This window comes from Acinetobacter sp. neg1 (assembly GCF_000788125.1).
GTDB lineage: Bacteria > Pseudomonadota > Gammaproteobacteria > Pseudomonadales > Moraxellaceae > Acinetobacter > Acinetobacter vivianii.
The window spans coordinates 1,186,030-1,201,968 of record NZ_JSZD01000006.1; the positions used below are offsets into that span (position 1 = coordinate 1,186,030).

At 42.3% G+C, this 15,939-nt stretch carries 10 protein-coding genes, 1 tRNA gene and 1 pseudogene; 4 read left to right on the plus strand and 8 right to left on the minus strand.

Annotation, left to right across the window (positions count from 1 at the left end):
• Positions 1–56 precede the first annotated feature (56 nt).
• Complete coding sequence (locus PJ15_RS06570) at positions 57–1,328, minus strand: GGDEF domain-containing protein (protein WP_047429062.1); 1,272 nt, start codon at positions 1,326–1,328, stop codon at positions 57–59.
• Between the two features lie 162 nt (positions 1,329–1,490).
• On the opposite strand from PJ15_RS06570, the gene pyrC reads away from it, so the two are divergent.
• The 3 genes from pyrC (at position 1,491) to PJ15_RS06585 (ending at position 3,270) form a co-directional block, all read left to right on the plus strand.
• Positions 1,491–2,525, plus strand: coding sequence for a dihydroorotase (pyrC, locus tag PJ15_RS06575; protein ID WP_004773730.1), 1,035 nt, complete (start codon positions 1,491–1,493; stop codon positions 2,523–2,525).
• Positions 2,510–3,175: a ribonuclease T gene (gene rnt, locus PJ15_RS06580; protein ID WP_004773731.1), complete on the plus strand. Its 666-nt coding sequence runs from the start codon at positions 2,510–2,512 to the stop codon at positions 3,173–3,175. Before pyrC ends, rnt begins: the two co-directional genes overlap by 16 nt.
• Before the next feature lie 19 nt (positions 3,176–3,194).
• Positions 3,195–3,270, plus strand: a tRNA-Glu gene (locus PJ15_RS06585).
• Between the two features lie 156 nt (positions 3,271–3,426).
• Here PJ15_RS06585 and PJ15_RS06590 read toward each other — a convergent pair.
• From PJ15_RS06590 to PJ15_RS06620, 7 genes and pseudogenes are all read right to left on the minus strand, one after another.
• A pseudogene (locus tag PJ15_RS06590) lies at positions 3,427–3,615 on the minus strand (hypothetical protein); the annotation flags it as partial.
• Between the two features lie 111 nt (positions 3,616–3,726).
• Positions 3,727–4,971 (minus strand): NADH:flavin oxidoreductase/NADH oxidase family protein, encoded by a 1,245-nt coding sequence (locus PJ15_RS06595; protein ID WP_004773733.1) that lies wholly within the window; start codon positions 4,969–4,971, stop codon positions 3,727–3,729.
• Positions 4,972–5,070: 99 nt separating this feature from the next.
• Positions 5,071–6,675: an ABC transporter ATP-binding protein gene (locus PJ15_RS06600; RefSeq protein WP_047429066.1), complete on the minus strand. Its 1,605-nt coding sequence runs from the start codon at positions 6,673–6,675 to the stop codon at positions 5,071–5,073.
• Complete coding sequence (locus PJ15_RS06605) at positions 6,653–7,663, minus strand: ABC transporter permease (RefSeq protein ID WP_047429068.1); 1,011 nt, start codon at positions 7,661–7,663, stop codon at positions 6,653–6,655. The genes PJ15_RS06600 and PJ15_RS06605 overlap by 23 nt, the downstream gene beginning before the upstream one ends.
• On the minus strand, positions 7,663–8,733 hold the full coding sequence (gene yejB / locus PJ15_RS06610; protein ID WP_047429069.1) for a microcin C ABC transporter permease YejB: 1,071 nt from the start codon (positions 8,731–8,733) through the stop codon (positions 7,663–7,665). The genes PJ15_RS06605 and yejB overlap by 1 nt, the downstream gene beginning before the upstream one ends.
• A 327-nt stretch (positions 8,734–9,060) precedes the next feature.
• Positions 9,061–10,902 (minus strand): extracellular solute-binding protein, encoded by a 1,842-nt coding sequence (locus PJ15_RS06615; RefSeq protein ID WP_047429071.1) that lies wholly within the window; start codon positions 10,900–10,902, stop codon positions 9,061–9,063.
• A 6-nt stretch (positions 10,903–10,908) separates the two neighbouring features.
• Positions 10,909–14,160 carry a lytic transglycosylase gene (locus PJ15_RS06620; RefSeq protein WP_047429073.1) on the minus strand — a complete coding sequence of 1,084 codons (3,252 nt, stop codon included), beginning with the start codon at positions 14,158–14,160 and terminating at the stop codon, positions 10,909–10,911.
• Positions 14,161–14,490: 330 nt separating this feature from the next.
• Between PJ15_RS06620 and dnaQ the strand changes: the two genes are divergently transcribed.
• On the plus strand, positions 14,491–15,843 hold the full coding sequence (gene dnaQ, locus PJ15_RS06625; protein ID WP_047429075.1) for a DNA polymerase III subunit epsilon: 1,353 nt from the start codon (positions 14,491–14,493) through the stop codon (positions 15,841–15,843).
• Positions 15,844–15,939: the final 96 nt, after the last annotated feature.

Here is a 15,939-nt window from a genome sequence, read left to right on the forward strand (position 1 = left end):
AAATTGTTCTAAACAAAAAACCGAATATCGATTCTGATATTCGGTTTTTTTATTGCTTAAATATTTTCTTCTAAGGTCGGTAATGGCTGATAGTAAATCTGGTTACGTCCCAGTTGCTTAGCACGATATAAAGCTTTATCGGCCGTATGAATCAGCATTTCCTGACTGATTTTTGCATCGCCATTAAACACGGTAATGCCCAGACTAATAGTCACATAATGAGAAACTGTCGATTTGTGATGTGGGATCATTAAGCGGTCAATCGCGCGGTAGATATTAGTTGCCACCGCATAAGCACCTTGAGCCGACGTTTCAGGAAGTAGAACCACAAATTCTTCGCCCCCGTAACGCGCCACAAAATCCATATGTCGAATTGAGCTTTTTATGGTTTTTGCAATTTCAGCAATGACCTGATCCCCCATCTGGTGACCATAGAAATCATTATAGTTTTTAAAATAATCAATATCGATAAACAGCACAGACAAAGGCTTATGTTCTTTACACGCTTGCTGATAATGATAGGTACACATTTCTTCAAAAGTACGGCGGTTTGATACATTGGTCAGTTCATCATGCTGACTTAAATGTAATAATTCGGAAGCCTGAAGACGGAGAATCTGCTCATCAATTTCCGATATTTTTGACTTGATGAATATTTTTCTTTCTTTGGAGGTCAGCATGACACTAATTGAAAAACCTAATAATAAACTTCCAATCAATGTCCTCCCGATCATGAGAAAATCACACGGAATATGAAATATATATAAAAATCCAAGAATCGATATTGCTGCGAAAGAACCAATCCACAACATATGTACGGGTCGAATGCCACTCAGGATAAAACCCAGCATATATAGGAATGCCACCAGTACCATAGCCTGATTTTGTAAGATGACATTCGACACACTCATCATGAGTAATGAGGTCAATACGATTGTAAAAAAAACAATCACACAGACGGCTGGATAAAATAAGGAATTGACTTGTTTAAAACGGGACACTGCCCAAAACAGGAAAAGCGCAGCACCCACCACAATCAGGCTCAGGATGCTATAAATAAAATCCAGAACAAAATTTTCGCTGTTTCGAATCACAATAAAATTAGAAGGTAATATCAGTAGCACAAAAATAGTATAGGTAATGACGCCCTGTCCGAAAAACTGAATCGCATTAATTCGCGTTCGGTCGACATTAAACTTCCAGAATTCATTTTCCAGTGCTTGAGGTAAAGTTTGATGGGCATTTTTGGACTGGATATGCTGGGCAACAAGCCGCTCTAGATCTTCTTTTGACCGCCGTAATTGATCAAGATCATATTGGTTATCCATCCCGAATACTCTTTTTATAATGCACTATTCTTGTGCCGCATAAAAATAACACAATTTCTCATTTTGTCATGTGCTTTGCTTAACCACTTATCCGTAATTGTAGTTACCATTTTCACGGTTTATGCATTATTATTTGTATTATTTTTAAGTTTGAAGTAGACCTTGAATACTCTTACACTCTTGCAACCCGATGATTGGCACGCACACCTGCGTGATGGTTTAGCTTTAAAACGCACTGTCCCTGATTTAGCCAAACAATTTGCACGCGCAATTTGTATGCCGAATCTTGTTCCACCTGTTAAAACTGTCGAAGAAGCTTTAGCTTACCGCGAGCGTATTCTGGCGCATGTTCCTGAAGGTCTGAATTTTGATCCGCGCATGGTGCTTTATTTTACTGACCATACCTCTCCAGATGAAGTTCGTAAAATTAAAGAATCTGAGTTCGTTAATGCAATTAAGCTTTATCCTGCTGGTGCAACCACCAACTCGGATAATGGCGTAAGTGATATCCGTAAGGTATATGGCGTTATTGAACAACTTGAGGAACATCAGGTTCCTTTATTGCTTCATGGTGAAGTAACTCATAATCACGTCGATATTTTTGATCGTGAAAAAAGATTCCTGGATGAAGTCCTGTCACCGCTCCTCAAGCAATTCCCTCAATTAAAAGTCGTGCTAGAACATATTACAACAAGCGACGCGGCTAATTTTGTACTTGAGCAGGATCGTAATGTTGCTGCAACAATTACCCCTCAACATTTACTGTTTAACCGTAATGACATGTTGGTTGGTGGTGTTAAGCCGCACTTCTACTGTTTGCCAATTTTAAAACGTCAAACCCATCAAACGACGTTATTAGAAGTGGCGACCAGCGGTAATCCAAAATTCTTCCTTGGCACAGACAGCGCACCACATGCGCAAAATGCCAAAGAGAATGCATGTGGATGTGCAGGCTGCTATAGCGCACCAAATGCCATTGAGCTTTATGCACAGGCATTTGACCAAGTCGGTAAGCTAGAACGTCTGGAAGGTTTTGCTAGCATGTTTGGTGCTGACTTCTATGGTTTACCACGTAATACTTCAACAATCACCTTAGTGAAAGAAGAAAATACGGTTGCCGAGTCTTTTGATTATCTTGAAGATCAAAAAATTATTCCACTTCATGCAGGCAAAACACTGCAATGGAGAAAAGTGTGACACAAGAAGAAAACAAAGCTCCTGTGATTGGTCAGCGTTTTCGTGGATTTTTACCTGTTGTCGTCGATGTCGAAACAGCAGGTTTTAACTCACAAACCGATGCATTGCTTGAAATCGCATGTATTCCAATTGTTTATGATGAAAACGGTCAATTTGTACCAGGCCCATCATTCCAAGCGCATATCAACCCATTCGAAGGTGCCAATCTGGATCGACGCTCGCTCGATTTTATTGGCATTGATCCTTCTAACCCAATGCGTATTGCCATGGCTGAAGATGAACGTACTGCTTTACGCCGTATTTTCAAATCTTTAAATGAAGTCCGAAAAGCCCAACAATGTACCCATGCGGTCTTGGTGGGACACAATGCGCACTTTGATTTAGGTTTCCTTCAAGCTGCGATTGCACGCTCTGGAACAAAGAACCAGAACCCGTTCCATAGCTTTTCAGTCTTTGATACGGTGACGTTGAGTGCGGTGATGTTCGGACAAACGGTGTTGGCGCGTGCCTGTATTCAGGCTGGAATCGAGTTTGATGGCAAAGAAGCACACTCTGCGTTGTACGATACACAGAAGACTGCTGAACTGTTTTGCTATATTTTGAACAAACTGTCTCCTCACCTTCTTGACACTTTGGTGACAGACCCCTAATATACACCCACCTCAAGAAGTCCCTATCGTCTAGAGGCCTAGGACATCGCCCTTTCACGGCGGTAACCGGGGTTCGAATCCCCGTAGGGACGCCAAATTCAAAAAAGCCACTGCATTATTTAGACAGTGGCTTTTTTATTTAATTAAAATATTTCCTATAACGATCAAAGTACTTTTTGTTCATTTGATTCAGTTTCAAAAACAAAAGCTTCTGAGACTAGAACAGTCTTCTCTGGTACTTCAGATTCAATTATTTGTGCCAAAATAATATGCTCTGGTAATGCTTCTCTTAATCTGAAGAAAGTTGGTTGTTCGTTCATTGTTAGAATACGTTTACCCTTAATCGGATTACGCGCTCCACCTTTCTTTTCTTTCTTCACATTCCCTAAAACTAAAGTCAAAATTGTAAACACAACAATTAAAATAATGATCCACGTCATAAATATTTCCCCCTTCAATAAAAAGAACATTCTAAATGTAATTATTAAAAGAATTCTACTACGACGTTATTGATTAAAAATAAAAAGGACTCCGAAGAGTCCTAGAAAATATTACGCTGACTTACGCGAATTGACTCGGCCTTTCACCACAGCCTTGATATTCCCTTTTGCATAATTCAAGAAGACCAATAGCGGCGATAGTTTTGGATTTGGTTTTTTGCCTTGTCCAATCGCCTTAAATTGCGCTGCATACCAAATGATTTCCATGATTGCCATTTTATCAACAAATGGAATCCCTGTTTTAATCTGATTTACCGCATAACGAACATCATGCCCTGCAATTAAACGCTCTGGCAAATCTGGTTCTACCGCTAAAGGACGCGCAATTCCAATGAAATCACAGGCACCGCTGGCCAAAGCTGCATTCATTCCTTCGACTGTACGGAAACCACCTGTCACCATCAATTTACATGACACATGCTGACGAATCTTTTCGGCAAATTCCAAGAAATAAGCTTCACGGGCAATGGTACTGGCTTTACGCTTTTCTGCTTTTGCACCCGCCATCGCAGGTGCTTCATAGGTACCGCCTGAAATTTCAATAATATCGATACCTGCTGCATCAATCGCTTTAAATACAGTAATGACATCTTCTTCAGTAATGCCACCACGCTGGAAATCAGCCGAATTTAATTTAACCGAAATGATGAAATTTTCAGAGGTCGCCGCACGTACTGCTTTATAAATTTCCAGCAAGAAACGCATACGGTTCTCGATTGAACCGCCCCACTGATCAGTACGTTTATTGGTTAAAGGTGATAAAAACTGGCTGATTAAATAACCATGTGCACCATGAAATTGTACCCCTTCAAAACCTGCCTTTTCACAAACAGCAGCAGCGGTCGCAAAACGCTGGATAATATCCAGAATTTCATCATGCGTCAGCTCACGTGGCGTTCCAAACATGGTGGCCAATACAGGACTAAAAGGCACAGCCGAAGGTGCAACCGTTTCTTTATTTAAGCCTTTCGGACATTGGCGACCTGGATGTGACAACTGGATCAATTGCACCATACCGTGTTTTTTACCGACAGCAGCCCATTGCTTTAATTTTTCCAGATCACGCTCAGTTTCAATTGCCACCACACCTGGTTCATTTTTGGCGCCAATATTCACCATCACATTACCTGTAACGGCGCACCCTAAACCACCTTTCGCCCAAGCTTCATATAAACCAATCAGCAAATCATTCGGTTGCCCTGCATCATTGGCAAGTGCTTCACTCATTGCCCCTTTAATGATGCGATTTTTAAATGTGGTATTACGTATCTGAATACTGTCTGCAATCTGACTCATGGCCATCCTCTGCTGCAATTAGAGTGTTTGCTCTAATTTAATCCGATTATTAGTGGTGTCAATAGCTGTTCCGACAAATTGACAATATCACATGTCAGTTTATTTACAATGAGGATATCCACTGGCAGCAATCAGCTGACGGGTATATTCCGTCTGGGGCTGGGCAAATAAAGTCTCGGTTGCCTGATATTCCAAGGCTTTCCCTTCATGCATCACCAGCACTTTTTGACATAGAGCTTTAATGACTTGCAAGTCATGACTAATGAACAGATAACTGATTTGTTCTTGCTGTTGCAAACGTCGTAACAATTGAATGATTGCAAGCTGGGTAGATCGATCCAGCGCAGAGGTCGGTTCATCCAGAATAATCAGTTTCGGCTGCACCACCAAAGCTCGTGCGAGTGCGACCCGTTGCCGTTGCCCACCTGAAAGCTGATGCGGATATTTGTCTTTATCCTCGGGAGATAGCTCAACCTTAAGCAAGGCTTCATCAATTTTTGCAGTGCATTGTTGCTGGGAAATCGCTTGGAGTTTAAGTCCTTCGGCAATACTCTGCTCAACGGTCATTCGTGGATTTAAACTACTAAAAGGATCCTGAAATACAATTTGAAGCTCACTACGAATCGGCCAAAGCTGTTTCTGGTTAAGCTGATTAATATTCCGTGTCTGAAAGCTGATTTCCCCTTCACTCGCAATCAAACGGGCAATTGCCAAGGCGATTGAGGACTTGCCTGAACCACTTTCTCCAACAATCCCCAAAGCCTCACCTTGCATTAGAGTAAAACTGATTGATTCAGCAGCAATCTTATAGGCTTGGATCCGAGGAAATAAACCTCTTTTAACGGGATATTTTACCCTGACATTTTTAAGTTCAAGTAATGATTCTGAGGGTTGTAGCAGCAAAGCTTGCCCAAAATCGTGATTCAATAAATTTTGCGTATAAACGCTCTGAGGACAGCTAAAAATTTCAGCGCTACTTGCCTGCTCTTCTAGCCGTCCCTGATTCAGTACCACCACATGATCTGCATATTGCTGAACAAGATTGAGATCATGGCTAATTAAAATCAGCGCCATCTGTCGTTGTTGCTGTAGTTTTTTCAGTAGCATCAAGACCTGTGCCTGTAACACCACATCTAACGCTGTAGTTGGCTCATCAGCAATTAAAATATCTGGCTCTAAGGCCAAGGTCATGGCAATCATAACGCGCTGACGTTGACCGCCTGACAATTCATGTGGATAACGCTTTAAAAGATATTCCGCTTCAGGCAAGCCCACATCTTCTAACAAACGCAACGTGTTTTGTCGTACCGCAGCTTTTGCGGAACCTTGTAAAAGCAGGCTTTCTCCAAGCATTCTTTCTACAGTATGCAAAGGATTCAGTGCTGTCATAGGCTCCTGAAAAATCATGGCAATTTTCTTGCCACGTATTTGCTGCAACTGCGGTTGACTCAGTTTCAGTACATCCTGATCTTGAAATTGAACTGCACCTGTCACCTTTAATGTCGGAGCTAATAAACCCAATAAGGCCAACGCAGTAATGGATTTACCTGAACCACTTTCTCCCACGATGGCAACGGTTTGTGCAGGATAAATCTCAAAACTAACATCCTCAAGCAGCTTCTCAGCACCATTAAAAATACTAAGCTGCTGTACTTTGAGTAAAGGTTGATTTAGAGACAACTTATCGTCTTGGGTCAAATGCATCGCGTGCCGCCTCCCCAATATAAATCAGTAAAGACAAAACGATCGTCAAGCTAAAAAAGCCCGACAACACTAGCCACGGCGCATCCAGATTATTTTTCCCTTGTAATAATAGCTCTCCGAGCGAAGCTGAATCAGGTGGCAAGCCATAGCCCAGAAAATCCAGTGCAGTTAAGGCAATAATATTTGCCGTCAGCATAAAAGGAATTTGCGACAGGCTAGAACTCATCGCATTGGGTAAAATATGCTTAAAGATAATCTTATGCTGACTAACACCTAACGCTTGCGCCGCACGAACATAATCAAGATTACGGGCACGGAGAAATTCAGCACGCACTAGGCCGACCAGCTCTGTCCAGCCAAAAAGCAACATGATCACAAATAGCCAATACACGCTCGGGCTAAACATACTGACTAGAATCATCACAATGAAAAGCATCGGTAAGCCACCCCACACTTCCAGAATGCGCTGCCCAATCAAGTCAACCCAGCCACCATAATAGCCCTGTATCGCCCCGACCATAATCCCGACCACAGCAGAACAGAATGTGAGTGCAAATCCAAATAAGAGCGAAATCCGCAGACCGTACAGGATTCGGGCAAATACATCACGCCCCTGATCATCCGTGCCGAGCCAGTTCTGTGCGCTCGGTGCAGAAGGAACAGGTACAGCCAAAGACAGATTCGGCGATTGATAAGAAAAAGCTACAGGAGGTGAAATCATCCAGCCATGCGTCTGTATCAACTGCTTTACCACTGGATCTTGATAATCCGTTGCCGTTTCAAATTCCCCACCAAATGCGGTTTCTGGATAATCTTTCAGAATCGGAAAATAAAAAGACTGCTCATAACGCACCAGCAAAGGCTTATCATTGGCAATCAGTTCCGCCAGCAAAGACAGCACAAAAATAATCAAGAACAGAATTAAACAGCGAAATCCCAGCTTATTTTGCCGAAAACGATCAAATCGCGCTTGCATTAAGGGTGACATCATTGTCCACCTCTTGATTCAAAATCAATCCGCGGATCAATGAGGTGATAAAGCAAATCACCCAATAAACGTAAAATCATTCCAAACAAGGTAAATAAAAACAAGGTGCCAAAAATAACAGGATAATCACGCTGGGTAATCGCCTCGAACCCCAATAATCCAATCCCATCCAGATTAAAAATGATCTCGATAAATAAATTACCGACAAAGAAAATACCCACCAACGTTTCTGGCAAAGCAGCAACCACAATCAAAATCGCGTTACGAAAGACATGCCCATATAGCACCTGATTTTCACTTAATCCTTTCGCTCGGGCTGTTAATACATAAGGCTTGTTCAGCTCTTCTACAAATGCATATTTTGTCAGGTAAGTACGTGCGGCAAAGCTACCGAGCAGCATACTCAAAATCGGCAAACACATGTGCCACAGATAATCTTTGATTTTTGCCAAGAAGCTTAACTGGGAGAAATTTTCAGACACTAGCCCTTGCAATGGAAACCATTGCAGATAACTGCCACCCGCAAAAAAGACGATCAATAAAATGGCAAAAACAAACGATGGAATGGCATAACTGACTGCCAATAATAACGATGTGGATTGATCAAACAGCAAGCCATTATTTTTTGCTTTTTTAATGCCGAGTGGAATGGCAATCAAATAGATCAGAAAAGTACTCCACAATCCCAAAGACAAGGTCACAGGTAGCTTTTCATATAATAGTTGCGTGACGGGTTTATCTTTAAAAAAACTGGTACCAAAATCCAGATGCATATACCCTTTCAGCATCAGCCAGAAACGTTCTGTTGCAGGCCGATCAAAACCATACTGGGCTTTGATTTTTTCAATCATTTCGGGGCTTAAACCACGTGCACCCTGATATTGTGCCAGATTCGCCAGATTAGACTGCCCGCTTGCTCCTGCGCCTAAACCTTGTGCATTTTGAATTTGCTGAATGGCCTGTTCAACTGGCCCGCCAGGAGCAATTTGCACAATCAAGAAATTAATCAATAAAATGAAAAATAATGTCGGGATCATCAACAACATTCTTTTTAGAATATAGTGAACCATTGAAATCGAACCCTTATTAATTTATTTACTAAGTTTTTATGAAATCTAACTTGAGAGAAAATACGCGGAAACGTCATCCACAACCTGCGTGTTTTAAACAAGATCATGTTTTTGCGAAATTATAAAAGAGGTCCAATAAGTAAACAGGTTTTGAGATGAGCTGCGATATAGCAGCGCAAGAAGCCTTTCTTCCGCAGCGTAGCTTCTTACTAGGCGAAACCAAAGTCACTCCAGCTGAAAAACTTATCCTGAAATTAAGATGGGAACTCGATGACTCCGTAATATTAATCTAACAACTTCATCAAACGCTAGTCAAAACCATTCTAATTAATGCTTTTGTATAGCCTGCTCCTGTTTCTTCGCCTTATTTGCATCCATCCACCAATATTCCCATCCTACAGAAAGCTTTGGCTTCACTGCTGGCTGTTGATAAATATCCCAATAGGCAAACCAGCGTTCAGGTTTTCCATAGGTCAGAATCTGGTAATAACCCGCACGTAACAGACGATCAAGCACACGGGTATAGAGCACAACTTCTTCACGTGTTTTAGCCATAACAATGTTTTCGATCATTTGATCAATTACAGGATTTTTAATACCTGAATAATTATAGTTACCCGATTCATCTGCTGCTGCACTTCCCCAAAACTGAGCCTGTTCTTTACCAGGTGTTAAGGTCTGTGGCAATTTCAGCACCATCATATCAAAATCCTGACGGCGAATGCGTTCCATGTACTGAGGAACATCGACCTGTCTAAGATTAACCTGAATGCCCAATCTTTTCAGGTTCCGCACAAAAGGCATCAGCTCACGTTGTGGATTTTCCTGCTGCATCAATAATTCAATTTGAATGGCTTTACCTGTGCGATCATATAATTTGCCATCACGAATCACATAACCCGCATCTTTTAAAATCTTTTGCGCAATCAGTAAATTGTTTCGATTAAAGCCACTGCCGTCTGAAACAGGATAGCGCCAATCAGTCAATACGCCTTGTCGCATCAACGGATTCAATTGTGCCAAATAAGGTTTGAGTATGTTTAACTCAGCAGCACTCGGGCGACCTTTAGCAGCCAGATCGGTATTATCAAAATAACTTTGTAAGCGCTGATTTTGATTAAAAAATAAAGCTTTATTCTGCCATTCAAAATCATAGGCATAGGTCAATGCCTGACGTAAGCGAATGTCATTTAATGGAGCGCGACGGATATTAAATACCAGACTTTGAATATCAAGCGGTGTGGCTAACCGTGCTTTGTATTTTTTGACCAAGCCTGATTTCGCAGCTGGAAAATTATAGGAGGTGACCCAATTCCGGATATTTTTTTCTTCATATAAATTAAATTGCCGTGATTTAAAGCCTTCAAAACTAACGTCTAAATTTCGATAATATACATATTTCAGCCGATCAAAATTATAACGGCCCTTATTAACAGGTAAATCTTTGGCCCAATAGTTCAGACTGCGTTTATAGGTGATACTGCGTCCGGCATCAATACGCTCTACCCTATAAGGCCCAGAACCCACAATCGGTTGCAACGTGACACGGCTAAAATCTTTATTTTTCCAGTCCAGTTTTGAATAGATCGGTAGGCTCGCCACGATCAGGGGCATCTCGACATTATTCTTGGATTTAAAAATGAATTTAACCTGATGTCTAGACAGCACTTCCGTTCTTGCCAGATCAGACAAATACATCTGAAAGCCGAGATTGGCTTTGGTTTGATAGGTATCAAAGGTAAATTTGACGTCTTCTGCTGTTAACGGCTGACCATTATTAAAACGGGCTTTGGGATTTAAATGAAAGGTCACTGTTTGCAAATGGTTGGGATCATAACTGACCTTCTCAGCCAATAAAGGGTACATCACCCGCGGTTCATCCAGCGAACGATCCATCAGACTATCAAACAGATAGTTCACCCCCTCAGTCGAACTGCCCTTGCCATTCATGCTATTTAAATTATCGAAGGTTCCCAGACTAGATTGGCTCAGCATCCCGCCTTTGAGCGCATTAGGATTGGCATAAGGCATTGCTTTAAGCTGGGCATATTTAGGTTGCACATGCATGGCTAAATAGGGTGTGGTTTGCATGGCTGCAAATGAAAGCGGAGCAAAAAGGCTTAGTCCATACAATAGACTAAGCCTTTTTGTGCAAAGCAATGAGTTCATGCTGAATTACAGGCTAGGAACTTTAATCACATCACCAATGCGTAATTGTGTGCTTGGGGTTAAGTCATTCATTTCTGCCAATGCGTTGGTTTCCATGCCATAACGACTTGCTAAACCAATCAGCGTATCGCCACGTTTAACTTTATACTCAGCAATGGTTTTCGGAACTAAGATATTTTGTCCACGTTGCAAACTGGCATTGGCTTTCAGATTATTTAAATCTGCCAACTCACGACCCGACATACCAAAACGATTGGCAATACTATTCAGAGACTCGCCTGCTTTTACACTATAGCGTTCGGTATTACGGCTTGATGCTGCGGCCTTAGGCGCTGTATCGGCACTTGCTGTTTCAGCTTTAGGCGCATCGCCTGTCAATTTCAAACGCTGACCGATACGCACGTTACTGGTACGGGTTAAGCCATTTAAGCCTGCCACATAATCCAGCTGTAAATTATAGCGGTTTGCAATGTTGCCTAAAGTATCACCCGACTTCACAGTATAGACTTCTGGTGTGCTGTCTTCTCTCGATTTTGTATTGCTACTGGTCGCCGTTTTTGCAGGAACATCGCCTGTTAATTTCAAACGTTGACCTACCCGTACGCCCGCAGTTCGTTCCAGACCATTCAAGTCAGCAACATAGCTCAATTGCAGATTATACTTGGCAGCAATCGCATTCAGGCTATCACCCGACTGAACCACATACTGATCAGGGACTGTTGAACCTGCTGGAATTTTTAAGCTTTGACCTAAACGAACACCGCTATTTGACTTCAAATTGTTGAGCTCAGCCAACTCGCTCAAGCTGATCTTTGACTTGGTTGCAATACTGGATAAAGTATCACCACGTTGCACAGTATAATTTTCAGTTTTATAACTGGTCGATGCAGTTACATTTTCGTATTTAACGGTATTTTTAGCAGGCTCAGCAGCTTCTTCTGTTTGAGAAACTTCATGCAATGGAACATTGATTTTCTGTCCCACAAATAGACTACTGCCCGCAGTTAAACCCGAGGTTAAAGAAGCTAATTCCTGATTTGACAATGCATAACGATCAGCAATCAGTTTCAAGTATTCGCCACGTTTAACCGTATAAGATTTTGTTGCAACCTTAGATGTTGCGGCCGCTTTTGTCTCATTATTACGGGTACTTTGCTGTGCGGTACGTGAATTATTTTTAGGCTCAATCAGCGTAAGTCGTTGCCCAACGAATAAACCATCGGTCACAGACAGATTATTATAATCAGCGAGCTGCTTCAGGCTTAAATCAAAACGTGAAGCCAGATTGGTTAAGCTATCACCTGATTGCACCACATAGCTCTCAGGTTTCTCTGCTGCTTTTGGAGCTTCTGCTTGTGGTTTGGCATTGTATAAATACAAACTTGCGCCAACAAATAAAGTTCCGTTTGGATCAATCTGGTTCCACTGGGCGATATCGCGCCAGTTCACGCCATTTTTTTGGGCAATAACCGCTAAGGTATCTCCTGGTTGTACCACATAGGTACTACGTTTGCCTTTCGGCGCGGTCACGACAACATCGGTATCCGTCTTGATATAAGGCTTGCCTTGGTTACGTTTAGCGTCTTCACTATTTGCTGTGGCACTATCTTCAACCAGATTTTTTGGATAAGCAAAGCCCTTGCTGACTTCCTGACCTTTCTCATCGGCCACGGACTGGCTGGTTTGAATCGCAGTCAGTTTAATCTTGCCATCAAATGGATCAACAATCTCGGTACCTTTCGGTGCAATTGCCTTAATTTCAGCAACGACCTGATCACGCTCAGCCTGAGTGGCTTGTGGCTCTAAAGCTTGAGCAACAGTTTCCTTTTTGCCTTCTTCCTTGATTGCAGCCGTGATTTTCTCACGCTCTTGCGCAGAAATCGGTGGCTCTGTTTTCACAGGTTTAATATTGGTAGCAGGTGTAATTGCCACTGGAATACGTGGTGCACTTGGAACATCTGCCGCTGCTGCAAATGAAGCCAGCGCATCAGAGCCTCTAGGCGTATTCACTTTAGTCTTTGGGATCGTTGGTGTCGTGGTACGCGTTGTATTACTTGCTGTTAAATTCGGCGATGTCTTGGTCGATGGACTCACCGTTTGCGCTGTATTTGTTGTGGTACGAATGGTGGTTGATGTACTCGACGAATTGTTTGCCATTGGCGGTGGCGTTTTGTTGCTTGCCCAGAAACCACCTGAACTTGATTTGCCAGAACGTAATTTAGCATCAATTGATGGGCTTAAATCCGCAGGAATTAAAATTCGCATCGGGCTGAGTGGATCAACCATTTCACCACGATAGCCTGGGTTCAATGCATACAGCTCAGCACGGCTCAAACCTGTAATCGAAGCAATCTGGTTTAACTCAAGTGGCGTCGATAAACTTACTTCACGGAAGTGAGGACGGTTGGCGATCGGCGGTAAACTCACGCCATAAGCACCTGGATTTTTAATAATTTGGGCAACCGCTAAGAAACGCGGCACATAGTTCATGGTTTCTTGTGGAAGTTTTAATGACCAATAATCAGTTGGTAGACCCGCAGCACGGTTACGGTTAATCGCCTGCTGAATACGACCTGGGCCTGCATTATAGGCAGCAAGCGCGAGTTCCCATGAACCAAACTGGTTATACAAGCTTCCAAAAAACTCATAAGCGGCACGCGTTGACTCTACGACATCACGGCGACCATCATACAGGCTGGTTTGTTGCAAACCATAAATACGTCCCGTACTTGGAATAAACTGCCATAAACCTGCTGCTGCTGCACTACTGGTCGCTGCAGGATCGTAAGAACTTTCAATAATCGGAAGTAAAGCCAGCTCGGTCGGCATACCGCGACGTTCTGCTTCTTTTACTGTGTGATATAAATAACGACTGGCACGGGCGCTCAAACGGTCTAAATAAGGTTGACGTGAAATAAACCAGCTACGTTGCGCTTCAATACGGGAATCCCAATGATTCAAGTCCATCTTGAAACCGACTGTCATGCGTTTCCACACATCACCGTGTTTGAGTACCAGTAAACGGTCCCCTTCCACCGCACGCATATCGGTAGCAGAAAGTAAGTCTTCCAGTGAGTCTAAACTGCTTGCGTCCAGATAACCCGAACCCGCCTGTTTAGAAGATGATGTTTTTCCTGATTGAGGTGTTGAAGAACAACCCGTGGTAATTCCCAACGCGGCTAGAGCAGAAGTGAGTACAGTGATTTTGAATAATGATGTTGCAGATGTTTGCCACACCAATTTGCCCGATTTATACATAAAAACTTCCAGTCAACTCACGCTAGTTTTACTTTAGATTTGCCATTGTATTAAAGCATGTCACTTAGACAAGGTAATAATTTAACGTGATTTGCATGGAAATGTTACAAGAAATTAAAAAAGATGAGTTTTGTAACGTTCAAAAACAGAATTTGGCTTTACAATACCCCTTGGCGCATGGGGATGCTAAAATTCTCAAATGACCTGAACTCAAATAGAAATCTGGGTTCTGGTTGATTTGCTTAATTCGCAATTGAAGATTAGCCTTCTTTTTCGGATTCTAAATACTCAAATTTTTCACGCTGTTTATTTTATTGTTCAGGTTCAGATATGTCACAAACAATCACGCTTTACGTTGATGGCGCATGCAAAGGAAACCCAGGTCTCGGTGGTTGGGGTGCGTATGTCATTACCGAACAAGGTGAGCACAAACTTTGTGGCGGCGAACCTCAAACAACCAATAACCGCATGGAACTGCAAGCAGCAATCGAAGGGGTTTCCTTTTGTCCTGTAGATGCCCATCTCATTATCTGGACAGATTCCAACTATGTAAAACAAGGCATCACCGAATGGATTCATGGCTGGAAAAAGAAAAACTGGAAAGATGTTAAAAATCCAGATTTATGGCAAAAACTGGATGCCGTCTGTGCCAACCGAAACATTGAGTGGAACTGGATCAAAGGTCATGCCGGTCATGAAGGCAATGAAATGGCCGACCAACTAGCAAATTTAGGTGCAGAACAAACGGCTCAACAATTAAAAAATACAACACAGGCTAACGCTGATACAAAAAAGCCTGAAGCTGATTGGCTCTTAAATGATCCTTTTGGCTTAGATATGGATGCAGATGTGGATGATGTTGAGATGATCGAAGAAACTGAAAATAATGTTGCTGATGAAATCGAGACTACAGAAGAAATGTCTCCAGCACCCGTTGTTTCTAGTCAACATCCGCACATTGTTGTGACTGAAGCAAAATTAAAGCTGCAAGGCCCACGTCAGCTTATTCTGGATACGGAGACCACAGGTTTTTACTTTCAGGATGGCGATCGTATTATTGAGGTCGGTGCGATTGAAATGATCAACCGTAAACTTACGGGCAGCTCGATTCATATTTATATCAATCCAGAAAAACCGGTTGGCGACTCTGAAAATGTCCACGGTATTAGCGATGACTTTTTAAAGGACAAACCGAAATACGCCGAGATTGCCGATACTTTATTTGCCTATTTAAAAGGCGCTGAAATTATCGCGCATAACGCAACCTTCGATATGAACTTCCTTGATACCGAGTTCAAACGGGTTGGCCTCCCGCCACTCTCAGATGTGTGTGAAGTGACCGATACGCTGGCACTTGCCAAGAACAAGCACCCGGGACAGAAGAACTCATTGGATGCGTTAGTTCGCCGTTATGAAATTCCAGCACGAGATCGTACCTTCCACGGTGCATTACTCGATGCCGAGATTCTGGCTGATGTTTATCTTGCCATGACGGGTGGGCAAGTGTCTTTTGATATGGATGCCCTCTCTCAGACCGAAAAAAATCAGAATAAAACAACACGTCAACGTGTGCAGGTTGATTTACCCATCATCGAACCTTCGGAACATGAATTAAATGAACATGAGACTTGGGTCAAACAATATGAACAAAAACATGGAGAGCCTTGCCTTTTCGCAAAATAAATTTACTGCTCAATGTAATTTTTTGTATTTCAAGTTTTAAAACTTACGTTATATTAACTATTAAAGATTTAGGCCTTCTCAACAGAAGGCCCATGG

Excerpts from the sequence above, each read along its gene's own strand:
- PJ15_RS06620 (WP_047429073.1), bottom strand. The coding sequence starts at position 14,160 with ATGTATAAATCGGGCAAATTGGTGTGGCAAACATCTGCAACATCATTA.
- dnaQ (WP_047429075.1), top strand. The coding sequence starts at position 14,491 with ATGTCACAAACAATCACGCTTTACGTTGATGGCGCATGCAAAGGAAAC.
- PJ15_RS06570 (WP_047429062.1), bottom strand. The coding sequence starts at position 1,328 with ATGGATAACCAATATGATCTTGATCAATTACGGCGGTCAAAAGAAGAT.
- PJ15_RS06615 (WP_047429071.1), bottom strand. The coding sequence starts at position 10,902 with ATGAACTCATTGCTTTGCACAAAAAGGCTTAGTCTATTGTATGGACTA.
- yejB (WP_047429069.1), bottom strand. The coding sequence starts at position 8,733 with ATGGTTCACTATATTCTAAAAAGAATGTTGTTGATGATCCCGACATTA.
- PJ15_RS06595 (WP_004773733.1), bottom strand. The coding sequence starts at position 4,971 with ATGAGTCAGATTGCAGACAGTATTCAGATACGTAATACCACATTTAAA.
- rnt (WP_004773731.1), top strand. The coding sequence starts at position 2,510 with ATGGAGAAAAGTGTGACACAAGAAGAAAACAAAGCTCCTGTGATTGGT.
- PJ15_RS06605 (WP_047429068.1), bottom strand. The coding sequence starts at position 7,663 with ATGTCACCCTTAATGCAAGCGCGATTTGATCGTTTTCGGCAAAATAAG.
- PJ15_RS06600 (WP_047429066.1), bottom strand. The coding sequence starts at position 6,675 with ATGCATTTGACCCAAGACGATAAGTTGTCTCTAAATCAACCTTTACTC.